This window comes from Cellulomonas chengniuliangii (genome assembly GCF_024508335.1).
GTDB lineage: Bacteria > Actinomycetota > Actinomycetes > Actinomycetales > Cellulomonadaceae > Cellulomonas_A > Cellulomonas_A chengniuliangii.
This window is the reverse complement of the sequence record NZ_CP101988.1, coordinates 1194474-1220229: the sequence shown is the minus strand read 5'-3', so window position 1 is coordinate 1220229 and position 25756 is coordinate 1194474. Positions and strand designations below refer to the sequence as shown.

The 25756-nt window shown below is 74.2% G+C and carries 22 protein-coding genes and 1 tRNA gene; 8 read left to right on the top strand and 15 right to left on the bottom strand.

What is annotated here, in order from left to right; translation table 11 throughout:
- Positions 1–37: 37 nt before the first annotated feature.
- Positions 38–538: a MarR family winged helix-turn-helix transcriptional regulator gene (locus NP064_RS05675; protein ID WP_227570623.1), complete on the bottom strand. Its 501-nt coding sequence runs from the start codon at positions 536–538 to the stop codon at positions 38–40.
- 39 nt (positions 539–577) lie between these two features.
- On the opposite strand from NP064_RS05675, the gene NP064_RS05670 reads away from it, so the two are divergent.
- From NP064_RS05670 to NP064_RS05660, 3 genes are all read left to right on the top strand, one after another.
- Positions 578–1486, top strand: coding sequence for a DMT family transporter (locus tag NP064_RS05670; RefSeq protein ID WP_227570622.1), 909 nt, complete (start codon positions 578–580; stop codon positions 1484–1486).
- On the top strand, positions 1471–1977 hold the full coding sequence (locus tag NP064_RS05665; protein WP_227570621.1) for a MerR family transcriptional regulator: 507 nt from the start codon (positions 1471–1473) through the stop codon (positions 1975–1977). Before NP064_RS05670 ends, NP064_RS05665 begins: the two co-directional genes overlap by 16 nt.
- 99 nt (positions 1978–2076) lie before the next feature.
- Positions 2077–2289 carry a GyrI-like domain-containing protein gene (locus NP064_RS05660; protein WP_227570620.1) on the top strand — a complete coding sequence of 71 codons (213 nt, stop codon included), beginning with the start codon at positions 2077–2079 and terminating at the stop codon, positions 2287–2289.
- Positions 2290–2692: 403 nt separating this feature from the next.
- Here NP064_RS05660 and NP064_RS05655 read toward each other — a convergent pair.
- The 14 genes from NP064_RS05655 to NP064_RS05590 all read right to left on the bottom strand — a co-directional run bounded on the left by NP064_RS05655 (position 2693) and on the right by NP064_RS05590 (position 17307).
- A tRNA-Ala gene (locus NP064_RS05655) sits at positions 2693–2765 on the bottom strand.
- 86 nt (positions 2766–2851) lie between these two features.
- Positions 2852–3526: a histidine phosphatase family protein gene (locus NP064_RS05650; protein ID WP_227570619.1), complete on the bottom strand. Its 675-nt coding sequence runs from the start codon at positions 3524–3526 to the stop codon at positions 2852–2854.
- On the bottom strand, positions 3523–3939 hold the full coding sequence (gene rsfS / locus NP064_RS05645; protein ID WP_227570618.1) for a ribosome silencing factor: 417 nt from the start codon (positions 3937–3939) through the stop codon (positions 3523–3525). The genes NP064_RS05650 and rsfS overlap by 4 nt, the downstream gene beginning before the upstream one ends.
- A gap of 35 nt (positions 3940–3974) precedes the next feature.
- Positions 3975–5165, bottom strand: coding sequence for a hypothetical protein (locus NP064_RS05640; protein WP_227570617.1), 1191 nt, complete (start codon positions 5163–5165; stop codon positions 3975–3977).
- Complete coding sequence (nadD, locus tag NP064_RS05635) at positions 5158–5760, bottom strand: nicotinate-nucleotide adenylyltransferase (protein WP_227570616.1); 603 nt, start codon at positions 5758–5760, stop codon at positions 5158–5160. Before nadD ends, NP064_RS05640 begins: the two co-directional genes overlap by 8 nt.
- A gap of 50 nt (positions 5761–5810) precedes the next feature.
- Positions 5811–5963, bottom strand: a complete 153-nt coding sequence (locus tag NP064_RS05630) for a hypothetical protein (protein ID WP_227570615.1) — start codon at positions 5961–5963, stop codon at positions 5811–5813.
- Between the two features lie 58 nt (positions 5964–6021).
- A complete protein-coding gene (locus tag NP064_RS05625; RefSeq protein WP_227570614.1) occupies positions 6022–7347 on the bottom strand; it encodes a glutamate-5-semialdehyde dehydrogenase in 1326 nt (441 codons plus the stop codon).
- A 61-nt stretch (positions 7348–7408) separates the two neighbouring features.
- Positions 7409–8428: a GNAT family N-acetyltransferase gene (locus NP064_RS05620; protein WP_227570613.1), complete on the bottom strand. Its 1020-nt coding sequence runs from the start codon at positions 8426–8428 to the stop codon at positions 7409–7411.
- 69 nt (positions 8429–8497) lie between these two features.
- Positions 8498–9868: a M20 family metallopeptidase gene (locus NP064_RS05615; RefSeq protein ID WP_227570612.1), complete on the bottom strand. Its 1371-nt coding sequence runs from the start codon at positions 9866–9868 to the stop codon at positions 8498–8500.
- A 207-nt stretch (positions 9869–10075) separates the two neighbouring features.
- Positions 10076–11224 carry a glutamate 5-kinase gene (proB, locus tag NP064_RS05610; RefSeq protein WP_227570611.1) on the bottom strand — a complete coding sequence of 383 codons (1149 nt, stop codon included), beginning with the start codon at positions 11222–11224 and terminating at the stop codon, positions 10076–10078.
- Positions 11225–11281: 57 nt separating this feature from the next.
- The gene (obgE, locus tag NP064_RS05605; protein ID WP_227570610.1) at positions 11282–12796 is read right to left on the bottom strand and encodes a GTPase ObgE; all 1515 of its coding nucleotides are present in this window, start codon (positions 12794–12796) and stop codon (positions 11282–11284) included.
- 188 nt (positions 12797–12984) lie between these two features.
- Positions 12985–13242 carry a 50S ribosomal protein L27 gene (rpmA, locus tag NP064_RS05600; RefSeq protein ID WP_066587549.1) on the bottom strand — a complete coding sequence of 86 codons (258 nt, stop codon included), beginning with the start codon at positions 13240–13242 and terminating at the stop codon, positions 12985–12987.
- 60 nt (positions 13243–13302) lie between these two features.
- Entirely contained in the window at positions 13303–13611 is a 309-nt protein-coding gene (gene rplU, locus NP064_RS05595) for a 50S ribosomal protein L21 (RefSeq protein WP_227570633.1), read from the bottom strand.
- 174 nt (positions 13612–13785) lie between these two features.
- The gene (locus NP064_RS05590; protein ID WP_227570609.1) at positions 13786–17307 is read right to left on the bottom strand and encodes an Rne/Rng family ribonuclease; all 3522 of its coding nucleotides are present in this window, start codon (positions 17305–17307) and stop codon (positions 13786–13788) included.
- A 451-nt stretch (positions 17308–17758) separates the two neighbouring features.
- Between NP064_RS05590 and NP064_RS05585 the strand changes: the two genes are divergently transcribed.
- From NP064_RS05585 to NP064_RS05565, 5 genes are read left to right on the top strand one after another with little or no spacing between them, the layout of a single operon-like run.
- Complete coding sequence (locus NP064_RS05585) at positions 17759–19246, top strand: cytochrome ubiquinol oxidase subunit I (RefSeq protein WP_227570608.1); 1488 nt, start codon at positions 17759–17761, stop codon at positions 19244–19246.
- A gap of 10 nt (positions 19247–19256) precedes the next feature.
- The gene (cydB, locus tag NP064_RS05580) at positions 19257–20381 is read left to right on the top strand and encodes a cytochrome d ubiquinol oxidase subunit II (RefSeq protein ID WP_227570607.1); all 1125 of its coding nucleotides are present in this window, start codon (positions 19257–19259) and stop codon (positions 20379–20381) included.
- 13 nt (positions 20382–20394) lie between these two features.
- Positions 20395–22128, top strand: coding sequence for a thiol reductant ABC exporter subunit CydD (cydD, locus tag NP064_RS05575; protein ID WP_227570606.1), 1734 nt, complete (start codon positions 20395–20397; stop codon positions 22126–22128).
- Positions 22125–24014, top strand: coding sequence for a thiol reductant ABC exporter subunit CydC (cydC, locus tag NP064_RS05570; RefSeq protein ID WP_227570605.1), 1890 nt, complete (start codon positions 22125–22127; stop codon positions 24012–24014). Before cydD ends, cydC begins: the two co-directional genes overlap by 4 nt.
- A complete protein-coding gene (locus tag NP064_RS05565) occupies positions 24011–25714 on the top strand; it encodes a GAF domain-containing sensor histidine kinase (protein WP_227570604.1) in 1704 nt (567 codons plus the stop codon). Before cydC ends, NP064_RS05565 begins: the two co-directional genes overlap by 4 nt.
- Positions 25715–25756: the final 42 nt, after the last annotated feature.

Here is a 25756-nt window from a genome sequence, read left to right as displayed (position 1 = left end):
GGGCGAGCGCTCGAGCCCGCGCGGCTCAGCACCGCCGTCACTCGCCCTCGTACGCCTGGAGCCAACGCGTGAGGATCGGCTCGAGCGCCGCCTGGTCGTCGGGCGACAGCTGGTCCACGAGCCGCCGCTCGTTCTGCATGTGCTCGGCGAACGCGGCGTCGATCACCTCGAGCCCCGCCGGGGTGAGCGCGACGATCCGGCGCCTGCCGTCGCCCTCGGCGGGCCGGCGCTCCACGAGCCCCGCGGCCACGAGCCGGTCGACCCGCTTGGTCATCGCACCGGTGGTGACCATGGTGTGCCGGGCGAGGTCGACCGGGGCGCGCTCGTACGGGGCGCCCGCCCTGCGGAGCGCCGCGAGCACGTCGAACTCGCCCTCGCCCAGCCCGTGCCTCTCGTAGACGGCGACCAGCTCGGCGGTGAGGCGCCCGGCGAGCCGGTGCAGCCGCCCGATGACCCCCTGGGGCGCGACGTCGAGGTCGGGCCGCTCCCGACGCCACTCCGCCTGGATGCGGGCCACCCGGTCGCTCGGCTCTGCCATGCGACGACTATATCTTCCCTGGAAGCTATTATCGCTTCCATGGAAGCAAAATGGCGGTGGGTCCTCGTCACCGCGATCGCGCCCGTGGCGTGGGGCTCGAACTACTACGTGACCCGCCAGTTCCTGCCCCCCGAGTCGCCGCTGTGGGGCTCCGCCCTCCGCGCGCTGCCGGCCGGAGTCCTGCTGCTGCTCCTCGCGCGCAGGCTCCCCCGCGGCTCGTGGTGGTGGCGGTCGCTCGTGCTGGGCGCGCTCAACATCGGGGCCTTCTTCGTCCTGGTGTACGTGGCCTCCCAGCTGCTGCCGTCCAGCGTGGCGTCCACGATCATGGCGACCTCGGCGCTCGCCCTCATGCTGCTCGCCTGGCCGCTGCTCTCGGAGCGGCCCGCCGCCCTCGGCGTCCTGGGCGCCGTGACCGGCGTCGCGGGCGTCGGAGCACTCCTGCTCGGACCGGGAGCCCCGGTGCGCGGCTGGGGCGTGGCCGCGTCGATCGCGGCCATGGCGATGTCGTCGATCGGCTTCGTCCTGACCAAGCGATGGGCGCCCACGGAGTCGACCGTCGCCGTGACCTCCTGGCAGCTGATCGGCGGCGGCGCGCTGATCCTGCCCGTCGCGCTCGTGGTCGAGGGCCCGCCACCGCCGCTCGGCGGCCCCGCGCTCCTGGGATTCGGATACGTGACGGTGGTGGCCACAGCGCTCGCCTACGTCGCCTGGTTCGCGGGCCTGCGCCAGCTGCCCGCGGGCGCCGTCGGGGCGCTCGGTCTGCTCAACCCGGTCACCGGGATGCTACTCGGCGCCCTGGCCGCCGGGGAGGCCTTCGGCGCCCGCCAGGCGGTGGGCTCAGGGCTCGTCCTCCTCGGCGTGCTGGTCAGCCAGCAGCGGAGCGGAGCGGGCGTTCTCCGCACCGCTCCCCCGTGGCGGCGCAAGATGGAGCCATGCGCCCTTCCATGACCATCGGCGACTTCTCCCGGGCCACCCACCTCAGCGCGAAGGCGCTGCGCCTCTACCACCAGTCCGGGCTGCTCACCCCCGCCGCCGTCGACGCGCACAACGGCTACCGCAGGTACGCGCCCGAGCAGCTGGCCGACGCCCGGGTCATCCGCGAGCTGCGCGCACTCGGGCTGCCGGTCGACGTGATCCGCGACGTGCTCGCAGCCCCGGCCGTGGCCACGAGGGCGGAGCTCGTCTCCGAGCACCTCGAGCGCATGGAGGCGCGACTCGAGGAGGCCCGTGCCGTGCGGAGCCTGCGCGGCCTGCTGGACGAGACGTCGGCGCCCATCCCGATCACGCACCGCAGCGTGCCGGAGACGCTGGCTGTGGCGATCACCGAGACCATCGCGCTGGCCGATCTCGGCACGTGGTTCCAGCGGTCGGTGGCCGAGCTGACCGCCCTCGCCGACGGCGGCGCGCTGCGCCGGAGCGGGCCCTACGGCGGGGAGTGATCCACTGAGCTCTTCCTCGACGAGAAGGGCTCCGCCTCCGTCCATGTCCCCGTCGCGGCGGAGCCCGAGGACTGGGCTCTCGAGGGGCGCGCGAGGGTTGTGCGGCTCCCGCAGGTGGAGCTCGCCGTCGCCACCCACCGCGGCGCCGACGAGACGACGCCGCACGTCTACGCGGCGCTCGGCGAGCACGTCGCCCGCCACGAGCTCTCAGTCGACGGGCCCATCCGGGAGTCCTACCTCGAGGGGTTCCCCGGGATCGATCCGCACTCCGTGACCGAGATCGGGTGGCCCGTCTTCCGGATCTCCCGCTGAGGAGCCCTGGTCGCCGGTGGACCTCGCCCCTGGGGCAGGGCGCACAGTCCACGGCATGACGAGCACGCGACAGGACCACTCGACGACCACCACGGCGCACCAGCCTGAATCGCTGCCCGAGCCGGTGCGGCGGCGCCTCGAGGGCCACCAGGTCGCACGCGACGCGGACAGCGCCGCTGGATCGTCCTGTCGCACCTCGAGGCGACTTCCCGGGCGGAACGGTCGACCTCCGGATGCGCTTCCGCCTCGAGGACGGCCTCATCACGGAGCTCGTGATCGCTCCCTGATGACGCGAGGGCGGCCGGGTCAGGGGCGCCCTCATGCCGCCCGCCCTCGAGAGCACCAGAGCAGCCGCATACGACGAAGAGCGCCCGACCAGTGGTCGGACGCTCTTCGTCTTCGGTGGAGCTGAGGGGATTCGAACCCCTGACCCCCTGCATGCCATGCAGGTGCGCTACCAGCTGCGCCACAGCCCCGTGAGACCAACCAGAAACGTGTTCCGGGCGGATCCCCCGTGCCCTTGCGGGCGTGGATAACTGTAGGTCAGAGAGGCCCCGAATGGCTAATCGGGATCTCTGACCTGCTGATCGGGTCCCGCGTTCCAGTCCGCCGAGGCGTCTGTGGGGCCCAGGTTGTAGCCGGTGAGCCGCCACGCCCCGCCGTGCGAGAGGCGCCCCGCGTGCAGCTCCGCCCAGTGGGCGTTGCTGGGACCGGTGATGCCCCGCCAGTCGGAGGGCAGCCCGAGGAGCGCGCCCACGGCCAGGCTGATCGCCGCGCCGTGGGTGACGACCACGAGGGTGTCCCCCGCGCCGAGCCCGGCCGCGTGCTCGCCCACTGCCTCGCGCATGCGCTCCGCCACGTCCGCACGGCTCTCGCCGCCAGGACGGTGCGGCTCGCCGCCCCGCGCCCACGCGGCGTGCTCGTCGGGCCAGCGCGCCGCGATCTCGTCGGAGGTCATGCCCTCCCAGTCGCCGAACGAGCGCTCCCGCACACGCGGGTCGAGCACGAGCTCGAGCCCGACCTGCGCGGCGAGCGCGCCGGCGGTGGCCCGTGCTCGCGAGAGGTCCGAGCTGACGACGCGCGTGGGCCGGTACCGGGCGGCCAGCGCGGCCGCCGCGGTCCGGGCCTGCCACAGGCCCACGTCATCGAGCGGGATGTCGACCTGTCCCTGCAGACGCCCGGAGGCGTTGTGCGCGGTGCGCCCGTGCCGCCAGAGCAGCACGCGCCCCGCGGTCATCCGGCGGTTCCGTCCTCGACGGTCTCGTCGGCGGTGGTGCCGTCCCCGCTGCGGATGTCCGCCGGGAGCTCGATGGCCGGGCAGTCCTTCCACAGCTTCTCGAGCGCGTAGTACACGCGGTCCTCGGCGTGCTGCACGTGGACCACGATGTCGCCGAAGTCCAGGAGGACCCAGCGGCCCTCCGACTTGCCCTCGCGCCGCACGGCCTTGGAGCCGGCCTTGTGCAGGGACTCCTCGACGGCGTCGACGATGGCGCCGACCTGGCGCTCGTTGGTGCCCGACGCGATGACGAACGCGTCCGTCAGGACGAGCTGCTCGCTCACGTCGAGGGCGATGATCTCTTCAGCCTTGAGGTCGGCTGCGGCGCGGGCTGCCAGGATGGCGAGCTCGACGGCGCGTTCGGTTGCCGGCACGGGACTCCTTTGTGATGGGCGGCTGCGGGCGCTCGTCAGAGCGCGCGCAGGCCGGTCGATAGGTCGACGGCAGCGGCGGCGGCCATGTGCGTGGCCACCGGTCCGGCGGCGGAATCGTCGCCGCCCGCCGCCTTGCTGCCGAGCAGCATGATGAGGAAGCCGAGGACGAACGCGACCAGCGCCAGCACGATCAGCTGCAGCCAGGTGTACGGGTGCGAAGGACGCTCGTCGTACTCGGCGTCCTCGTCGTCGTCGTGACTAGCGTACGTCGTGGTGCTGGGTCCAGGCTCCGGCCCGTCCTCGCTGTCGGCCCGCGTCGAGCGGGACAGGGCGCCCCACGGCGGGGCAGCCGGCTCATCGGCGGGCGCGCTGGGGGCCCAGGCGGGAGTGGCCGCGGCCGCGGGGGACGGCGCGTCGACCGGCGCGACCGGCGGAGCCGTGCGTGCCTGCGGCGGGGAGCCCGGCGCGGTGCTCGCCCAGGACGGACCGCTGGGGCTCGCGGTGGGCCGCCAGCCAGGCGCGGCCGCCGGGCTCACGACAGGCGCGGCGGTCCCGGCCTCCGCGGCCCCGCCCCACACTGGCGGGCGGGCGCTGGTCCGTGAGGGCGAGGAGCCCTGCGGCGCCGCCGGACTGGGCTGGCCGAACGGCGCCGCCGGCGCGGGAGCCGCGGAGGCAGGGCTGGCGCCCCAGGCCGCGGGGCCGCTGGAGGTCGGCGCCGGGGCGCCCCACGGGCGAGACGGCTCGGGCTGGCGGGGGGCGGGCGGCGGGGTGGACGACGGGCGCGCTGCGGCCGGCGGGGCCGAGGCGGCGCGGTCGGCGTAGGTGGGCCGGGCCGGCGGCGGGGCGGCTGCCGGCCTCGCCTCGGGCCGGCCCTGCGTCGGCGCGGACGGCTGTCCTGGGTGCGAGGCCCAGGAGGGCGAGCCGCTCGCCGCCGGGCGGGCGGACGGGCCCTGCCCAGGCCCGGACGGCTCGAGGCTGGTGTCGCGGATGGCGCGGCGCGAGCGCATCGGGCTCGGCGGCTCGGGCGCCAGGCCAGGCACCTGGTAGGGCCCTTGCGCCCCGGCGTGGCCGTCAGGCCCGACCGACTGGACGGGTTGGCTGCGCAGCGCCCGACGCGACATCGGCGTGCTCTCGGCGCCTGCGGAGCCGCCGGGGGCTCCGAGGGCTCCGGCCTCGTCCGGGCGCGCCATCTCTCGACGGCGGCGCCGCTCTCCAGGTTCACTCATCGTTACCTCGATACAGACCGTGCTTCGCGATGTACTGGACCACCCCGTCGGGGACGAGGTACCAGACGGGCTGACCGGCGCGCGCACGCGCGCGGACATCCGTCGAGGAGATGGCCAGCGCAGGGATCTCGTGCTGGCTGACCCGGTCCGCGGGCAAGCCGGCGATGGACAACGTGTGACCTGGGCGGGTCACGGCGACGAACTGTGCCATGCCGAAGAGCTCGTCCGGGTCCTTCCAGGTGAGGATCTGCTCGACGGCATCGGCGCCTGTGATGAAGAACAGATCGGCGCCCGGGCGCTGCGAGTTGAGGTCGCGCAGCGTGTCGACGGTGTACGTCAGGCCTGGGCGGTCGATGTCGACCCGGCTCACCGTGAACCGCGGGTTGGACGCGGTCGCGATGACCGCCATGAGGTACCGATGCTCTGCGGCGGTGACGTGCTGGCCCTGCTTGAACGTCGGCTGCCCGGTGGGGACGAAGATCACCTCGTCCAGGTCGAACTCGGCCGCCACCTCGCTCGCGGCGACCAGGTGGCCGTGGTGGATCGGGTCGAACGTGCCGCCCATCACACCGAGCCGGGGCCGTCGCGGCGTCATCGGCTGCACCCTCACTCTCGTCCTCGTCGTGCGGTGGCGCGGCGCTGCGCTCAGTGGCGCGTGCCCACGCTCCGGAACGCGTATGTGGCTGCGAGGAGCGCGAGGAGGCACGCCAGCGTGATGCCGCCGTAGACGATGGGCGGGAACTCCAAGTGGTTCACGACGTCGTCTTCGACAGCAGCAGTGAGCAGGGCAGCCAGCACGGCATCCTCCAGTCAGGTCTCAACAGAGCGGCTCAAGTGTCGCACGTCGGTCGTGCGCTCAGGCGCGGACGTGCCCGTCTCCGTGGACGACCCACTTCGTCGTGGTCAGCTCGGGGAGGCCCATCGGACCCCGCGCGTGCAGCTTCTGCGTCGAGATCCCGATCTCGGCCCCGAGCCCGAACTGGCCCCCGTCGGTGAACCGGGTCGAGGCGTTGACGATCACCGCGGCCGAGTCGAGCTCGGCCACGAACCGCTCGGACGCCGCGAGGTCGCGGGTGACGATGGCCTCGGTGTGCCCCGACGACCACGTGCGGATGTGCTCGATCGCCGCGTCGAGGTCGTCGACCACCCGCACCGCCAGGTCGAGCGAGAGGTACTCGGTGGCCCAGTCCTCGTCGGTGGCCGGGACGACGTCGACACCCTCGGGCGCGAGCGCGGCGGTGGCCTCGTCCCCGTGGACCACCACGCCCTCCCCCGCGAGGGCGACGAGCGCGGCCGGCAGGAAGCCGGCGGCGGCGTCGGCGTGCACCAGCAGCGTCTCGGCGGCGTTGCACACGCCGACCCGCTGCGTCTTGGAGTTGAGCAGGATGGGCAGCGCCATCGCCGGGTCGGCTGTCGCGTCGACGTACACGTGGCAGTTCCCGACTCCCGTCTCCACGACGGGCACCGTGGACTCGCGCACGACCGTCTGGATCAGGTCGGCGCCGCCGCGGGGCACGAGGACGTCCACCAGCCCTCGGGCGTGCATCAGCGCGACGGCGCCCTCGCGCCCGTACGCGTCGATCGACTGGACCAGGTCCGCGGGAAGCCCTTGGGCGGCGAGCGCCTCGGCGAGGACGCCGACGATGACCTCGTTGCTGCGCGCCGCCGCGGAGCCGCCGCGGAGCACCACGGCGTTGCCGCTCTTGAGCGCGAGTCCGGCGGCGTCCACGGTCACGTTGGGGCGGGCCTCGTAGATCATGCCGACCACGCCCATCGGCACCCGCACCTGGCGCAGGCGCAGCCCGTTCGGCAGCGTGGAGCCGCGCACGACCTCGCCCACCGGGTCGGGCAGCGCAGCGAGCTCGCGCAGCGCCTCGGCGATCGCGACGATGCGGGCGTCGGTCAGCGCGAGGCGGTCGAGCAGCCCGGGCGAGGTGCCGTTGGCGCGCCCGCGCTCGAGGTCCTCGGCGTTGGCCTCGAGGATCTCGTCGGTGCGGGCGACGAGGGCGTCGGCGAGGGCCTCGAGCGCGCTGTCCTTCGTCGCCCTGGTCGCCGTCGCGAGCACGCGCGCCGCGGCCTTCGCGCGGCGCGCCGCGTCGAGCACCCGTTCGGCCACGTCAGAGCCCGGTGCGCTGACGTGGGACGACGTGGTCGCGACGGTGTTCTCGAGCGAGGCTGTCATGGAGCCAATGTAGTCCGGCCCTCCCCGCGCATCGAGCCCCGTCTCGACCCGGCGGAGGGCCTCAGCCCTGGCTCGGGGGCGCGCCCGCCTCCACGGGGACGTCGATGCCGAAGGCGAGCAGCAGCCCGCCCTCGAACACGCGCTCCTCGCGATCGGGCAGCCGGGCGAAGCCGAGCCGCGCGTAGAGGCGGTGGGCGGGGGCCATGTGCTCACCGGAGTTCAGGACCACCCTGCGCAGGCCACGCTCGCGCGCGAGGTCGATCGCGTGCCGGGTGAGCAGCGCGCCGATCCCGCGGCCTCGCGCGCCCGGGTCGACGGCGAGGTGGCGGAGGCCGAGCTCGCCCTCCCGCGCGACCACCGAGAGGCGGGCCCCGGGGCGGGGCGTGGTGACCGCGCCGAGCAGGGCCCCGGTCGCGAGGTCCTGGGCGACCCACACCTGGTGCTCCCGCGCGCGGGTTGCGACGTCCTCGAGCATGCCGCGGTAGCGCTCGGAGATCTCGTAGTCGTGGCTGTACGCGGCGACGGTGAGCTCGGCGACCCGGTCGTGCTCGTGCGCGGCGACCAGGCGGACCAGGACGCCCTCCCGGGCGAAGTCGTAGCGGTAGACGACCAGGCGACCGACCCCGTCCACCATCGTGGTCTCGCGCTGCTGCTCGCGGACGAACCCGAGCCGCTCGTAGAGCCGCTGCGAGGCGGCGTTCGCGGGCCCGGTGTCCAGCACGACCGCCCGCATGCCCCAGTCCCTCGCCCGCGCGAGGGACTCGAGGGCCAGCGCGGCCCCGACCCCGCGGCCCCGGCCCTCGGGGGCGACGGCCAGGAGCCGGAGCTCGGCCTCGCCGTCCTGCGCCTCACGGGAGTGCGCCGTGCCCGCCCGCACCAGGCTCGCCGTGCCGAGCAGGTCGCCGCCGTCCACGGCCACGAGGAGCTCGCCGGCGGCGGCGCGACCGGCGGCGTCGTGCAGCGCCCGCAGCCTGTCGGGGTTCGTCGTCGGCCCGTACGCCCCGGTCGCGAAGCCGCGCTCGGTCAGCCGCCCCACAGCCGGGTGCTCGTCGATCCGCGCGGCGCGTATCTCGATGCCCATCGTCACGTCCCTCGTCGGACCGCGTCTGCTCCGCAGCGCGGTGGCGCCTTCTTCCCTGGGTGGATCGCCTCAGTCGAAGTAGCCGGGCACGTCCACGATCCCGCCGCCGTCCTCGAAGTCTTGACGGACGGCCTCCCGCAGCCGCGGATCGGCCAGGTAGTCCAGGGCGGTCAGCGCCAGGCCCACGGCGCCGTCGACGGCCGCCCGGTCCCCGGCCGGGCCGCCCGCGGCCTGCGCGAACTCACGGGTGTGCAGGGCGACATCAGGCTCGCTGACCGCGATCATCGGGTGGATGCCCGGCAGCCGCTGGCTCACGTTCCCGAAGTCCGTGGACGCGGCGAGGATCTCCGGCACGATGCCGCCGGCGAGCGCGGTGCGCCCCTGGGCCGCCTGGTGCTGGGCCCAGCGCTCGGCGAGCGGGGTGTTGGTGCGCAGCGGGAGGCTGAACGGCACAGGGTCCCAGGTGACCTCGACCGTGGTCCCGGTGGCGAGCGCGACCCCGTGGGCGATGTCCTCGAGCCGTTGCGACAGGTCCCGGAGGGTGGGGGCGTGCGCGGACCGCACGTAGTACTCGAGGGCGGCGCGCTCGGGCACCACGCTTGGCCGCTCGCCTCCGTCGACCACGATGCCGTGCACGCGGTCGGTGGGCGGGATGTGCTGGCGCAGAAAACCAACCGCCTGGTAGTTGAGCGCGACGGCGTCGAGGGCGTTCCTGCCCATGAACGGGCTGGCCGACGCGTGCGCCGCCACCCCGTGGTAGGTCACCTGGAGCCGTCGCCGCCCCAGGAACGGGTGGTCGATCACGTCGTAGCCGAAAGGGTGGACCATGATCGCCGCGTCGACCCCGTCGAAGAACCCCGCCCGGGCCAGGATCTCCTTGCCGGAGTTGCCCTCCTCGGCCGGTGTGCCGAGGAGCAGCACCCGCCCCGGCAGCGCCAGGCCCTCCGCGACCGCGCGGCGCAGCGCGAGGAAGGCGCCCACGCCGGCGGCAGCGATCACGTTGTGCCCGCACGCGTGCCCGATTCCCGGCAGCGCGTCGTACTCGGCGAGGATCGCCACGGTGGGCCCGGCTGCGGTGTCCGGGCCTCCGGCGTCGGGACCCTGGGCCGTCAAGCCGGCGCGCACCGCCGTGGCCAGCCCGTGCGAGCCCACCGTGGCGGGGACACCGTGCCGTGCGAGCAGGTCGGCGATCTCCGCTGCCGCCCGGTGCTCGCGGAACGCCTCCTCGGGGTGCGCGTGGATCACCCGCGCGAGACCCACCACGTCGTCCCGCAACGACTGCGCGGCCGACCGCACGAGAGCGACGTCCTGCTCGTCGGCGCCCTCGAAGGGCGACTCGACTGGCACGAAGGCCGCCCGGCGACGCTCGGTCTGCGCCCGCAGCTCGTCCAGGTAGGCGGTGCTCGGCGCCGCCGGACGAGGACCCTCAACGGCCGACATCAGGCGTCCCTCCCGCTCCGCGGCTCGTCGCCGAGCCGATCGCGCGAGGCGGTGGGCTGGCGAACGGTCATGGTCGGTCTCCCTCGATCCTGGGTCGGAGCCCGGCGGCTGCCCCGGGCACGGGACGCGGGTCCCCTGCCACCAGGATGACGGCCCAGCCCGCCGCAGGTCGAACCGCGTCCACGCCCGGCCACGCCGAAGAGACGGTCAGCGCCGGCGCCGCACCAGCACCAGGTCGTCCCGGTGCACCAGCACGCGGCCGTACTCCGGGCCGAGGTCCGCGCGCAGTTCGGACGTCGTGTGGCCCAGCAGGCCCGGGACCTCCTCCGAGGAGTAGGCGACCAGGCCACGCGCCACGACGTCGCCGTCGGGCCCGCACAGCTCGACCGGGTCCCCGGCCTCGAACGTGCCCTCGGCGCGGGTCACACCGGCGGGGAGCAGCGACGTGCGCCGGTCCACCACCGCGCGCACGGCGCCCTCGTCGAGCACGAGCCGGCCCCGGGTCCGGGCCGCGTGCGCGAGCCACAGCAGGCGGGTGGAGGCCCGCCGTCCGGTGGCCGCGAACCAGGTGCCGACGTCCTCGCCGGCCAGTGCCGCCGCGGCGTTCTCGGCCGACGTCAGCACCACCGGGATGCCTGACGCCGTCGCGATCGCCACGGACTCGAGCTTGGTGACCATGCCGCCCGTGCCCACCGCGCTGCCCCGGGCGGTCACATCGATGCCCTCGAGGTCGCGCGGGCCCCGGACCTCGGGGATCCGCACCGAGCCAGGCCGTGACGGCGGCCCGGTGTGCAGCCCGTCCACGTCGGTGAGCAGCACCATCGCGTCAGCGCGCACCAGGTGCGAGACCAGCGCCGCGAGCCGGTCGTTGTCGCCGAAGCGGATCTCGTCGGTCGCGACGGCGTCGTTCTCGTTGATCACCGGCACCACGCCGAGCTCGAGCAGCCGGGTCAGGGCGCGCTGCGCGTTGCGGTAGTGCGTGCGCCGCACCGTGTCGTCCGCCGTCAGCAGCACCTGGCCGACCCGCAGCCCGTGGTCCCAGAACGAGCGGGTGTAGTGCGCCACGAGCAGGCCCTGCCCGGCCGAGGCGGCAGCCTGCTGGGTCGCCAGGTCGCGTGGCCGCGACGACAGGCCAAGGGGGCCGATACCGGCCGCGATCGCGCCGGAGGACACCAGCACGACCTGGCCGCCCGCGGCACGCCGGGCGGCCAGCACCTTGACCAGCGCGTCGAGACGCTCGGGGTCGAGATGGCCGTCCTCGTCCGTGAGGGACGAGGACCCGACCTTGACGACCACGCGCGGCGCGTCGACGAGCTGGCGACGGTCGAGCAGTGCGGCTGCGCTCACAGGGTGCATCCTCCCCCGCGACGGCTTGTCCTCGCCGGGCTGCCCGCCCCCCGGACCGCGGCCATGTCAGTCCTCGTCCGTCCAGAGGCCTGCCTCGCGCTCCGTCCACAGCTCGGCGCGCGCCTCGGCCTTGGCGTCCATGCGGTCCTTGTACTGCTCGCGCTTCTCGCCGCGGGTGGGCCGCGACCGCTCCTCGATGCGCATATCGGTGCCACGCGGGCCGGCGAGCAGCTCGGAGCCGGTGAGCAGCGTGGGCTCCCAGTCGAAGACCACGCCGTCCGGGCCCGCGCCGATGACGACCTCCGCCCCCGCGACGGCGCCGGCGGCGAAGAGCTTCTCCTCGACGCCCAGCCGGGCCAGGCGGTCGGCGAGGTAGCCGACGGCCTCGTCGTTGCGGAAGTCCGTCTGGCGGACCCAGCGCTCGGGCTTCGAGCCGATGATCTGGAAGTAGTCCCGGCCGCCCTCGGTGCGGCGCGTCACGGTGAAGCCCGTGTCGTCGACCGCCTTGGGCCGCAGCACCACGCGGGTCGGCTCGGGAACCGGCGCCTCGCGGCGCGCCCGGTCGATCAGCTCGCCCAGCGCGAACGTGAGCGGCCGCAGGCCCTCGTGGCTCGCGGTGGAGATCTCGAAGACCTGCAGGCCCCGTGCCTCGAGCTCGGGGCGCACCATCTCGGCGAGCTCGCGCGCCTCGGGCACGTCGATCTTGTTGAGCACGACCAGGCGAGGACGCTCGTTGAGCGGCACGCGGCCGCCCTCGATGCCGAGGTCGCCCGAGTACGTGGCCAGCTCGGCCTCGAGGGCCTCGAGGTCGCTGATCGGGTCGCGGTCGGGCTCGAGCGTCGCGCAGTCGAGCACGTGCACCAGCACGGCGCAGCGCTCGATGTGCCGCAGGAACTCCAGGCCCAGCCCCTTGCCCTCGCTGGCGCCCGGGATCAGGCCGGGCACATCGGCGACGGTGTAGCGGGCCGAGCCGGCCTGCACGACGCCCAGGTTCGGGATGAGGGTGGTGAACGGGTAGTCCGCGATCTTGGGCCGAGCGGCCGAGATCGCGGCGACCAGGCTCGACTTGCCCGCGCTCGGGAAGCCCACCAGGGCCACATCGGCGATCGTCTTGAGCTCGAGCACCACGTCGCGGGCCTCGCCGGGCTCGCCCAGCAGCGCGAAGCCGGGGGCCTTCCGGCGCGGGGACGCGATGGCCGCGTTGCCCAGCCCGCCGTGGCCGCCCGCGGCGATGACGTACTCGGCGCCGGCGCCCACCAGGTCGGCGAGCACCTCGCCGGTGGTCGACTTCACCACCGTGCCGTCCGGCACAGGCAGCACCAGGTCCTCGCCGGAGGCGCCCTGGCGGTGGTCTCCCATGCCCTGCTTGCCCGAGGAGGCGTGCCGGTGGGGGGCGTGGTGGTAGTCGAGCAGGGTGGTCACCTGGGGGTCGACGACCAGGGTGACGCTCCCGCCGTGGCCTCCGTTGCCGCCATCGGGCCCCGCCAGGGGCTTGAACTTCTCACGGTGGATCGAGACGCACCCGTGGCCACCGTCACCGCCGCTGGCATGCAGGACGACGCGGTCGACGAAGGTCGCCATCGGTCACCACTCTCCTCGAGCCGGCACGTGCCGGCCACTCTCCACTGCCGCGAATGCTGGCAGGCCATGCTGTGCGTCGCCCGCACCGCGTGCGCGCTCTGCTTCTGCCCGCGCCCTGCTCGGCGCCGGCAACGACGAAGGGACGCACCGCACCGGTGCGCCCCTTCGACGAACGAGATGGGACGGGGTCAGACCGCCGCCGCCACGATGTCGATGACCTTGCGGCCACGACGCTGGCCGAACTCCACGGCGCCCGGCGCCAGCGCGAACAGCGTGTCGTCCTTGCCACGGCCGACGTTGATGCCGGGGTGGAAGTGCGTGCCGCGCTGGCGGACGATGATCTCGCCGGCCTTGACGACCTGGCCACCGAAGCGCTTGACGCCCAGGCGCTGCGCGTTCGAGTCGCGACCGTTGCGCGACGAACTCGCGCCCTTCTTGTGTGCCATGACGAACCTGCCTTCGTGCTCAGATGGATGACGCCCCGCGGACCACGCCGCGGCGCAAGATCAGTTGATGCCGGTGACCTTCAGGCGGGTCAGCTTCTGGCGGTGGCCCTTGCGGACGCGGTAGCCGGTCTTGTTCTTGTACTTCAGGATGTCGATCTTCGGGCCCTTCTCATCCCGGACGACCTCAGCCGTCACGGTGATCTTGGCCAGGGCCTGAGCGTCGTGGGTGACCTTCTCACCGTCGACGAGCAGCAGAGCGGGGAGCTCAACCGTCGCACCAGCCTGTGCGGAGAGGCGGTCGACGACGACGACGTCGCCCACGGCGACCTTCTCCTGGCGGCCGCCAGCCTTCACGATCGCGTACACCACGTTGCTGCTCATCTCTGCTCGTCGAACTTCAGTCAGGGGCGCGCTCTACGTGATGGACACGGGTGTTGGCCCTCACATCACGGACGCGCACGTCGGTGCTCCCAAAGGCACCGACGCTCAAGAGTACGGAACGCCTCTGGCTCGGTCAAATGAGCCGGAGGCGCCCCGGACCCGTCAGGCGGTCGGGGATTCGTCGTCCCCGTCAGCCTCGAACACCTCGGGCGCCACAGGGGTCAGGGCGAGAGCCTCGACCACCTCGGCCTGAGCCTCCTGCGCCTGCACGGACTCCTCCGCCGCGACGACGTCCGTCGCCTCGCCGGAGGGCACCGCGAACGCCGCCAGCACATCGAGCACCGGAGGAGCCTCTGCTGCCTCCGCTGCCACGTCCAGCACGGCGGGCGCGTCGGCCTGCCGCTCCGGGGCGGCAGGAGCCTTCGCGCCCCGGGCAGCCGGGGCCAACGCGTCGAGCTGCGCGGCAGTGGCGCGGGGGGCGCCCTCCTCGCCGTGCTCGTGCGCGTGCGCAGCGGCAGCCGCGATGGTCGCGAGAGTGGCCTTCACGGCCTCCCTGGCCTCCGGGAGCACCGGGACCGCCGGCAGGGCGGAGGCAGCCGCCGGAGCGGCCTCCTTGGCGCCGCGCTTGCGACGCGCGCGCTTGGGCTCCGCCTCGGCGGGAGCGGCAGCGGCCTGCTGGCCCGAGCCCGCGTCGGATCGCCCGCCACGCTCGATCGGGTCCGTGTGCACGATGAACCCGCGGCCGTGGCAGTGCTCGCACGTCTCGCTGAACGCCTCGACCAGGCCCTGGCCCACGCGCTTGCGGGTCATCTGCACCAGGCCGAGCGAGGTGACCTCGGCCACCTGGTGCTTGGTCCGGTCCCGGCCCAGGCACTCGACCAGGCGACGCAGCACCAGGTCCCGGTTCGACTCGAGCACCATGTCGATGAAGTCGATGACGATGATGCCGCCGATGTCCCGCAGCCGGAGCTGGCGGACGATCTCCTCGGCCGCCTCCAGGTTGTTGCGGGTCACGGTCTCCTCGAGCGTGCCGCCGGATCCCGTGAACTTGCCCGTGTTGACGTCGACCACGGTCATGGCCTCGGTGCGCTCGATGATCAGCGAGCCGCCCGAGGGCAGCCAGACCTTGCGGTCCATGCCCTTGGCGAGCTGCTCGTCGACACGGTGCGCCGCGAACACGTCGCCCTTGCCCGTCCACCGGGTGACCTTCTCGGCCAGGTCCGGGGCCAGGTCGCCGATGTAGCCGGAGATCGTCGCCCACGCCTCGTCGCCCTGCACCACGAGCGAGCTGAAGTCGTCGTTGAAGATGTCGCGGACCACGCGGATGGCCATGTCGGGCTCACCCTGCAGCAGCGCCGGCGCGGACGCCGACTTCGCCTTCTTCTCGATGGCCTCCCACTGCCCCTGCAGCCGGGCGATGTCGGCGCGGAGCTCGTCCTCGCTGGCGCCCTCGGCCGCGGTGCGCACGATGACGCCCGCGGAGTCCGGGACGATCTCGCGCAGGATCTTCTTCAGGCGCGAGCGCTCGGTGTCGGGGAGCTTGCGGCTGATGCCGGTCATCCCGCCGCCGGGCACGTACACCAGGTACCGGCCCGCGAGCGTGATCTGCGACGTCAGGCGGGCGCCCTTGTGCCCGATCGGGTCCTTGGTGACCTGGACGAGCACCGAGTCGCCGGACTTGAGCGCCTGCTCGATGCGGCGCGGCTGGCCCTCGAGGCCCGCGGCGTCCCAGTTGACCTCGCCGGCGTACAGCACCGCGTTGCGACCCTTGCCGACGTCCACGAACGCCGCCTCCATGCTGGGCAGGACGTTCTGCACCCGGCCGAGGTACACGTTCCCGGCCATCGAGACCTGCGCCTGGCGGGAGACGTAGTGCTCGACGAGCACCCCGTCCTCCAGCACGGCGATCTGCGTGCGGCCGTCGTCCTCCCGCACGACCATCGAGCGCTCGACGGCCTCGCGGCGGGCCAGGAACTCCGACTCGGTGATGATCTGGCGGCGGCGGCCGGCATCCCGGCCCTCGCGGCGGCGCTGGCGCTTGGCCTCGAGGCGGGTCGAGCCGCGCAGTGCCGTGACCTCGTCGCTCGACGTGCGCGAGCCGCGCGAGCGTGTCGGCGCCGACGGCTCCGGCTCCCCCGACTCGCCCCGCCCGCTGCGGCGGCGACGCCGGCGACGACGGCTCGAGCCGCCCTGCTCGTCGTGCTCGCCCTCGCCCTCGCCCTCGCCCTCGGCGGCCTCGGACGCGGCGTCCTCGTCGTGCGAGTCGTCGGCGGAGTCGGCGTCGTGCGACTCGGCGGCGTCGGCCTGCTCCTCCGAGCTGCGGCCACGACGGCCACGGCCGCCACGGCGGCGGCGGCGGCGCTGCGCGGACTGCTCGTCGTCGCGCGACTCGTCGTCCTGCGAACCGTCCGCCTCGACGTCGGAGAGGTCCTCGTCAGCGGGCGCCTGGTCGACGACGTCGGACTGCTCGTCCTCCTCCAGCTCGACCGCCTGGGGCGCGCGACGGCCGCGGCGGCGCGAGGGCCGCTCGGGAGCGGCGGGCGCCTCCATGGGTGCGGCGTCCGTGGACTCCTCCTCGACGCTCTGCGCGACCGCGGCCTCCGAGACCAGCTCGGGGGGCCCGGCGGGCGCCTGGGCACGGCGACGGCGAGGGCGGGCGTCCGGGTCCGGGGCCTGGAAAAGCAACGCGGTGGTGGCCATCCGCGACGTGGCGCCGCGGGGCTGCTCGGCACGCGCCTGCTCAGTGGGCTCGACGGACGCGGTCTCCTGCGGAGCGTCGCCAGCGGCCTCGGACCGCGGCGCGCGGGAGCGGCCGCGTCGCGACCCGGTGGCCGTGCGCGCGTCCGCCGGGGCCTTGCCGGTGGCGGCGAGCTCGGCGAAGACGTCGAGCCCGCCCGCGGCGGCCGGGCTCTCAGCGACGTCCTCGTCCTCTTCCTCGTCGGCGGCGACCTCGGCCTCGACCTCGACGACAGGCTCCGGGGCCTTGCGGGCGCGACGCGTGCGCTTCGGCTTCTCGACCGGCGCGGCCTCGTCCTGCTCGGGCGCCTCAGCCGCTGTGGTCTGGGCGTCCGCGGCGACCAGGTCCGCCGCCGGGGCGGTCACCGGGCGGGTGGAGCGACGGCTGCGCGTGCGGGCCGGCGCGGGCTCTGCGGCGACAGGGGCCTCGGCGGCAGGGGCGGCCGCGGCAGGGCTGCTCGTCGCGACGTCGCCGGCCGTGGCGCCGGTGGCGGGCACGACCGCAGCGGACGCCGCGGGCCGGACCGCCCGGCGGGACCGGGTGGCACGCGCGGCCGGGGCCTCCGCGGGGGCGGGCTGCGCCGGCTCGACCGCCGAGGGCCCGGCCGCCACCTCGACTGCGGGAGCGGCCGCCGCAGCGGGCTTGGTGACCCGACGCGAACGGCTGCGGGGGGCCTTGGCGGGCTGCGGCTCGACGGAGGCCTCGGCGGCGGCCGTCGGCGCGTTGGCCGGCGCGTCCGCCGTGGAGGACGCGGTCGCGGCGGTCGACGCGCTGGTCACAGCCGCCCCGAACGTCGCGCTCTCGAGCGTGGGCCCGTCGGACGGCGGCGCCGTCTTGCGGGTCGCACGGCGTCGTGCGGGCTTGCTGGGCGCGGTGTCGGGAGCAGAGCCCCCGGCATCGACCTTCGTGGTGCTGTCGCTGTTCGCGGGGGTGATGTCGAACGTCACGCGTGGTGCTCCTGCATGCCCCTCGGAGCCGGCCACACTCCTCGGCGCCCCAGGGGCGGTCGGTCGTCGCTCGCGCTGTGCGCTGCGACGGAAGTCGTCGGTGGCGGCTGCTGCACCGCGGTCAGCGCCATCGCCAGCCAGCATGTCGTTCGAGAGCCCCACGGTGGGGATCGGTCACATCCGGCGGCGCCTGGCGAGCTCGACACGCTAGGTACTGCGAGCACGGTCACGGAATCAGAACGGTGTGGTCGCCCTGGAATCCGCTGTCAGTATCGCACAGGAGCCTTGAGACGGGGAGGCGACACGGCGGGTGCACCATGGAACCGGGCTCGCGGTGTGCGCGCAATGGCCCGGGACCTAGGTCCCGGGTGCCCCGCCCACGCCCACCTACCGTTCGGACAGGGAGCGTCGGCCCGAACCCCCGTAGCCAAGCACGTGACGGAGTCATCCCGTGGAAGCCCTCGACCTGGCCAGGTGGCAGTTCGGCATCACCACCGTCTACCACTTCATCTTCGTCCCGTTGACGATCGGCCTCGCCCCTCTCGTGGCCCTGATGCAGACCTTCTGGGTCCGCACTGGCAACGAGCGCTGGCTGCGCCTCACCAAGTTCTTCGGGAAGCTGCTGCTGATCAACTTCGCGATCGGCGTCGCCACCGGCATCGTCCAGGAGTTCCAGTTCGGCATGAACTGGAGCGAGTACTCGCGCTTCGTCGGCGACGTCTTCGGCGCCCCGCTGGCGATGGAGGCCCTGGCCGCCTTCTTCGTCGAGTCGACGTTCCTGGGGCTGTGGATCTTCGGCTGGGACAAGCTGCCCAAGAAGATCCACCTCGCGTGCATCTGGGCCGTGGCCATCGCCACCAACTTGTCGGCCTACTTCATCCTGGCCGCGAACTCGTGGATGCAGCACCCCGTCGGCACCGTGTTCAACCTCGAGACGGGCCGTGCGGAGATGGTCGACGTGTGGGCGGTGCTCACCAACAGCACCCTGCTCGCAGCGTTCCCGCACACCATCACCGCCGCGTGGCTCACCGCCGGCACCTTCGTCGCCGGCATCGCCGCCTGGTGGATGGTCCGCCTGGTCCGCAACGGGCAGGCCGAGAAGGCGCGGGAGGTCTACCGACCCGCGGTCGTGCTCGGCATGGTGACGATGCTCATCTCCGGCGTGGGGCTGGGCCTGTCCGGCGACATCCAGGCGAAGCTCATGTTCGAGCAGCAGCCGATGAAGATGGCCGCGGCCGAGGCCCTGTGCGAGAGCACCGACGGCGCCGCCTTCTCGATCCTGGCGATCGGCGACATCAACGCCGACTGCGACGGGGTCACCCACCTGATCGAGCTGCCCGGCGTCACCTCGTTCCTCGCCTCGAACGACTTCACCGCGCACCTCGAGGGCGTCAACCAGCTGCAGGAGCGGTACGAGGAGCTGTACGGCGAGGGCGTCGACTACACGCCCGACCTGGCCATCACCTACTGGAGCTTCCGCCTGATGATCGGCCTGGCGGTCGGATCGGCCGCGCTCGCCGCCGCGTCGCTGTGGCTGACCCGCAAGGGCCGCGTCACCGACAACGTCTGGTTCTCGCGACTCGCGATCGCCGCGATCCCCATGCCGTTCCTGGCGAGCTCGTTCGGCTGGATCTTCACCGAGATGGGCCGTCAGCCCTGGGTGGTGGCCCCCAACCCGACCGGCGTGGACGGGGTGTGGCTGCTCACCGCGCGCGGTGTCTCCGAGGTGGTGAGCCCGACCTCCGTGATCATCTCGATGGTCGCCTTCACGGCGCTCTACGGGGTCCTCGCGGTCATCTGGTACAAGCTCATGCACCGCTTCGCGGTCGAGGGCGTGGCCGACACCGAGCACGACCCGAGCCCCGACAGCCCTGACAACCACCGACCCGACGACCACAGCGGCGACGCGGCCGACAAGCCGCTGTCGTTCGCGTACTGAGGCAGGAGTCATGGAGCTCACGACAGTCTGGTTCCTGCTGATCGCCCTGCTCTGGGCCGGCTACCTCGTCCTCGAGGGGTTCGACTTCGGGGTGGGCATGCTGCTCAAGCTGCTCGGGCGCGACGACAAGGAGCGTCGCGTCATGATCAACACCATCGGCCCGGTGTGGGACGGCAACGAGGTGTGGCTGCTGACGGCGGGCGGCGCGACGTTCGCCGCCTTCCCCGAGTGGTACGCCACGATGTTCTCCGGCTTCTACCTGCCGCTGCTGCTGATCCTGCTGGCCCTGATCGTCCGGGTCGTCGCCTTCGAGTGGCGCGGCAAGATCGACGACGACGCCTGGCGCAACCGCGCGGACTGGGCCCTGACCATCGGGTCCTGGGTCCCCGCGATCCTGTGGGGCGTCGCGTTCGCGAACCTGGTGCGCGGCGTCGAGCTCGACGCGAGCCACCAGTACGTCGGCGGGTTCTTCGCACTCCTCAACCCGTTCGCCCTCGTGGGCGGCGTCACCACCGCGCTGCTCTTCGCCACGCACGGCGCCGTGTTCCTGGCCCTGAAGTCCGACGGCGAGGTGCGCCGGCGCGCCGGCGCGCTCGCCTCCCGGCTGTCCGTGGTCACGCTCGTCGTCGCCGCCGCCTGGGCGATCTGGGCGCAGGTCGCGTACTCCGTGGCGTGGACGTGGGCCGCCGTCGCCGTGGCCGCGGTCGCCCTGGTGGCGCTCGTCCTGGCCACCCGCGCCCGCCGTGAGGGCTGGGCGTTCATCGCCTCGGCCGTGACGCTGGTCGCCGCGGTGGTGCTGATCTTCGGCTCGATGTACCCCGACGTGATGCCCGCCTTCAACCCCGCCAACTCGCTGACCATCGACAACGCCTCGTCGTCGTCGTACACGCTCACGGTGATGACGTGGGTCGCGGTGTGCCTGGTGCCCGTCGTCCTGCTCTACCAGGGCTGGACGTACTGGGTGTTCCGCAAGCGCATCTCGTCGGAGCAGATCCCCGACTCGATCGGCCTGACCTTCGCCCGTGTGAAGGCCGCCGCCTGGGGCTCGGACAACGGCAGCGGCTCGCACCACGGAGCGGCCACGGACGACGGCCCCGTGGCCTCGGGCTCGCGATCGGGCGGCTCGTCGTCGTGAGGCGCGTCGGGCTGTGAAGCCACTCGACCCCCGGCTGCTGCGCCACGCGCGCGCGGCACGGCGGTACGTCGGCCTCACGGTGGTGCTGGGCCTGGCCGTCGCAGGCCTGGTCATCGCCCAGGCGTTGCTGCTCGGCCAGGCGCTGGGCTCCGCCGTCCAGGACGGCGCCGACCTGGCCGAGCTGGCTCCGCTGATCGGCTGGCTCGTCGCGGTGGTGGCGGCGCGCGCCCTCGTCGCGGGCGCCCAGGAGCGGTACGCGCACCGGGCCGCGACCCGTGCGATCGGCGAGCTCCGCGCGCAGGTCGTCGAGCGGGCCACGGCCCTCGGCCCGCGCTGGCTCGCGGGCGGCGCCGGCCCTCGGGTGGTCACGCTCGTGACGCGAGGGCTGGAGAACCTCGAGCCCTACTTCGTCAAGTACCTCCCCCAGCTGGTGCTGGCGGCGACAGTGACGCCGGCGACAGTGCTCGTGGTGCTGGGCCTGGACTGGATCTCCGCGGCCATCGTGGTGGGCACCATCCCGCTGGTCCCGCTGTTCATGGTGCTGGTCGGCCGGCTCACGCAAGGCCGGTCGGAGCGCGGGCTGCGGGTCATGCAGCGGCTCGGCTCCCAGGTGCTCGACCTGCTCGCCGGGCTGCCCACCCTGCGCGGCTTCGGCCGGGAGCGCGGGGCCGCGGGGCGGGTCGCCGACCTGGGCCGGGCGCACCGCCGGGCCACGATGGGCACGCTGCGGATCGCGTTCCTGTCCGGGATGGTCCTCGAGCTGCTCACCACGCTCGCCGTCGCGCTGGTGGCCGTCGCGATCGGCATGCGGCTGGTCTACGGCCAGATGGACCTGGTCACCGGCCTGACGGTGCTCGTCCTGGCCCCCGAGGTGTACCTGCCGCTGCGTCAGGTGGGCGCCCACTTCCACGCGTCGACCGACGGGGTCGCCGCCGCGGAGCAGGTCTTCGAGGTCCTGGAGACCCCGCTGCCCGAGCAGGGCTCCCAGCCGTGCCCCGACCTGCGGACGGCAGCCATCAGGCTGCGGGACGTGAGCGTGCGCGCCCCTGGACGCGACGTCCTGGCCCCAGCGGGGCTCGACGTCGAGCTGCGCCCCGGGCAGGTGCTGGCCCTCACCGGCGCCAGCGGGGGCGGCAAGACCACGGCGGTGTCGGTGCTGCTCGGCCTGCTCCGTCCGGACACGGGCGCCGTCGAGGTGATCCCCGCCGTCGGTGACGCGCTCCCACTGGCCGACGTCGATCTCGCCACCTACTGGAGCCAAGTGTCGTGGCTGCCGCAACGGCCGGTGCTCGAGCCGGGCACGGTCGACGAGGTCGTGTGGGGCGGCGCGCTGCCCCACACGGGCGCGGGCGACAGCCGGGCGAGCGACGCCCGCACGAGCGCCCGGGACCGGGCTGCGGCCCTCACCGGGCTCGACGCGGTGGTGGCCGCGCTGCCGGAGGGCTGGGACACGCCCCTGGGCCGCGGCGGGAGCGGGCTGTCCGTGGGGCAGCGCCAGCGGGTCGCGCTGACCCGCGCGCTGCTCTCCGACGCCCCCCTGGTGGTGCTCGACGAGCCCACCGCCCACCTGGACGCCGCCTCGGAGGACGTCGTGCTCCGGACCGTCGAGGCGCTGCGACGCGACGGTCGGACCGTCCTGCTGGTCGCGCACCGCGCGTCGCTGACGACCCTGGCCGACCAGGTCGTCGAGGTCCGGCCCGCTGACGTCGACGATGCCGTGCGCGCCGGTGAGGAGGTGGCCGCATGACCGCCGCGACCACCGCCCCGACCGTCCCCCCCACGCCCTCCACGCTTCCCGCCTCTCGCGCCGCCGCCACGGACCGCCGGCAGAGCCGGTGGGCCCGGAGCGACGACCCGCTGTGGCGCGCGGTGGCGCTGCTGGGAGTGCGCCCGGCACGGGTGGCGCTGGCCGTCCTGCTCGGCGTCCTCGGCCTGGGCTGCGCCGTGGCCCTGGCCGCGGTGTCCGCCTGGCTCATCGCCCGCGCGTCGCAGATGCCCCCGGTGCTGGCCCTCTCGGTGGCGACCGTGGGGGTGCGGGCCTTCGGCATCGGCCGCGGGGTCTTCCGCTACGTCGAGCGACTGACCTCCCATGACGTTGCGCTCCGCGGCATGGCGAACCTCCGCACCGCGCTGTACCGCCGCCTCGCGGTGGGCAGGCCCGAGGCGACGCTGCGCCTGCGCCGCGGCGACCTGCTGACGCGCGTGGGGGCAGACGTCGACGCGGTGGGCGACGCCGTCGTGCGAGGGCTGCTGCCCATCGCGGTCGCCGCGGTGCTCGGCGTGGGCACCGTCGTCGCGATGTCCCTGTTCCTGCCCGCCGCGGGCCTGAGCCTCGCGGCCTGCCTGCTGCTGGCGGGCGTGGTGGCGCCCTGGCTCGCCGCCCGCGCCGCCCGCACCACCGAGCAGCGCGCCGTGCACGCCCGGGCCGCCCTGTCCACCGTGGCCCTCGGCCTGCTGGACGACGCCGGGCCGCTGACCGTGCAGGGCCGCGCGCCCCAGGAGCTCTCCGCGCTGCGCGAGGCCGACCGCGAGCTCGCCTCGGCCGCCGACGCCGGAGCCCGCCCGGCTGCCCTGGGCGCGCTGCTCGGGTCGCTCGCGACAGGCCTCGCGACGCTGGCCGCGCTGCTGTTCGGCGTGCCGGCCGTGCAGTCGGGGGCGTTGGCCCCGGTGGAGCTCGCCGTCATCGTGCTGACCCCGCTCGCCTCGTTCGAGGCCGTCAACGTGCTGCCCACCGCGGCGATCCAGCTGCAGCGCTCGCGCGCCGCCGCCCGGCGCATCATGTCGCTGCTCGACTCCGCGGCGCCCGACGGCGGCGTCCCGGTCGAGCTGTCGGAGGAGCCAGACCTCTCCCCCGCCGCCTCCTCCGCCCCGCAGGACCCGCCGCCCACGGACCTGGTCGCCCGTGGCCTGGCGTGCGGGTGGCCCGGCCGGGCCCCGGTCGTCGACGCGCTGGACCTCGACGTGCGGCCCGGTCGGTCGATCGCGGTGGTCGGCCCCAGCGGCGCTGGGAAGACCACGCTGCTGCTGACACTCGCCGGCCTGATCCCCCGCCAGGGAGGCAGCCTCGAGCTCGGCGGCCTCCCCCTCGACGGGCTCCCCCACGACGAGATCGCGCGCAGCGTGGTGCTCACCTCCGAGGACGCGCACGTCTTCGAGACCTCCGTCCTGGAGAACCTGCGCGTGTCCCGAGGCGACGTGACGCCCGAGGAGGCCGTGGCGGCGCTCGAGCGGGCGGGCCTCGGCCAGTGGCTGGCGGCCCTGCCCGACGGCGTGTCCACCGAGCTCGGCCCGGACGCGCAGAGCGTCTCCGGTGGCGAGCGCCGGCGCCTGCTGCTGGCGCGGGCCCTGCTCTCCCACGCGCCGCTGCTCCTGGTCGACGAGCCAGCCGAGCACCTCGACGCCGAGACCGCCGACCGGCTGGTGCGCGACCTGCTCTCGCAGGGCTCCGACGACACGCGCCGGGGTGTGGTGGTGGTCACGCACCGCCTGTCGCCGCTAGACGCCGCAGACGAGATCCTGGTGGTCGAGGGCGGTCGCGTGACCGGTCGCGGCAGCCACGGGGATTTGCTGGCCTCGCATGCGGGCTACCGTGATGGCTTCGCACGAGAGCACGAGGCACCGGAGGAACAATGACCGACCGCCCGAACCGCGGTGGCGCCGCAGTCGAGGACGCCCCGACCGGCGACGGCCTCACGGAGCTGCTCAACGCCGTTCTCTCCGTTGCGAGCGACCTCGACCTGACCGGGGTGCTCGAGCGTTTCGTGCATGTCAGCGTCGAGCTCACCGGCGCGGCGTACGGGGCCATCAACGTGCTCGACAAGCGCGGCACGTCGACGACCTTCGTGCAGACCGGGGTGCCCGCGGCGGTCGCCGCGATGCTCGGGCACCCGCCGCACCGTGTCGGCGTGCTGAGCAAGATCCCGGCCACCGGAGTCCTGCTGCTCGACGACCTCATCCAGCACCCGGCGTTCGAGGGCTTCCCGCCCGGGCATCCCCCCATGGGCTCGTTCCTGGGCGCGGCCGTGCGCGTGCGCGACCAGGTGTACGGCTACCTCTACCTCTCCGACAAGCCCAGCGGGTTCACCGAGGACGACGCCACGGTGGTCGTCGCGCTCGCCGCCGCCGCGGGTGTCGCCGTCTCCAACGCCCAGCTCTACACCGAGGCGGCGCGCCGGGAGCACTGGCTGCGCGCCGGGCAGGACATCACCACGATGCTGCTCTCGGGCGTCGACGAGGAGGACGCGCTCGCGCACATCGCCGCGACGGCGCGCGACGTGGCAGACGCCGACACCGCCGCCCTGGCGCTGCCCGGGATGGGCGGCGAGCTCATGATCGAGCTCGCCGACGGCCACAACGCGGACAGCCTGATCGGCGAGATCATGCCGCGCGACGGCCGGTCGTGGTCCGTGATGACCGAGGGTCGCGGCTTGCTGGTCGAGTCCCTATCGAGGTCGCGCGTGGTGCGGGTGGTGCCGATGCGCGCGTTCGGGCCGGCCCTGTTCGCCCCGCTGCAGACCTCCGGGCGCGGGGTGGGGGTGCTGATCCTGCTGCGCCGCATCGGCAGCCCGACGTTCGACCCGAGCGACCTCGTGACCGCGGAGTCGTTCGCCTCCCAGGCTGCCCTGGCCTTCGTCCTCGCCGAGGCCCGCCACGCGCAGGACGTCGCGGCGCTGCTCGACGAGCGCGAGCGCATCGCCCGGGACCTGCACGACCTGGCCATCCAGCAGCTCTTCGCCACGGGCATGCAGCTCGAGACGGTGCGCCGCCGCGCGGCGCGGGGCGTCGACCCCAGCGAGCTGACGAGCATCGTGGAGGAGGCGCTCGACAACGTCGACGGCTCAGTGCGGCAGATCCGTCAGATCGTCTACGCCCTGCGGGACCCGGATGCCGCCACCGGACTCGTGGAGCGGCTGCGCCGGGAGACCAGCCTCGCCCGCACCGGGCTGGGCTTCGCGCCGTCCCTGGTCGTCTTGCTCGACGACGTTCCGGTGCCCGACGGCGACTACCTCGAGGCGGACCAGGTCGACGCCCGCGTCGGCACCGACCTGACCGACGACGTCGTCGCCGTGGTGCGCGAGGGGTTGGCGAACGCCGCCCGCCACGCCCACGCGTCGGGCGTCACCGTGCGCGTGTCGGTGCGCGGCTCCGGCCCCACCGGCACGGTGCTGGTCGAGGTCGAGGACGACGGGTCCGGCCTGCCAGCCGTGCGCGACCGTCGATCGGGCACGGGCAACCTGGCCGCACGCGCCCGCCAGCACGGCGGCGCGTTCAGCCTGGGCGTCTCCCCGAGCGGCGCGGGGACGCTGCTGAGCTGGTCGGCGCCGCTCGGCTGAGCCCTGCGGCGATAACGGGCTGGCCGAGGCTCCCTCGGCCAG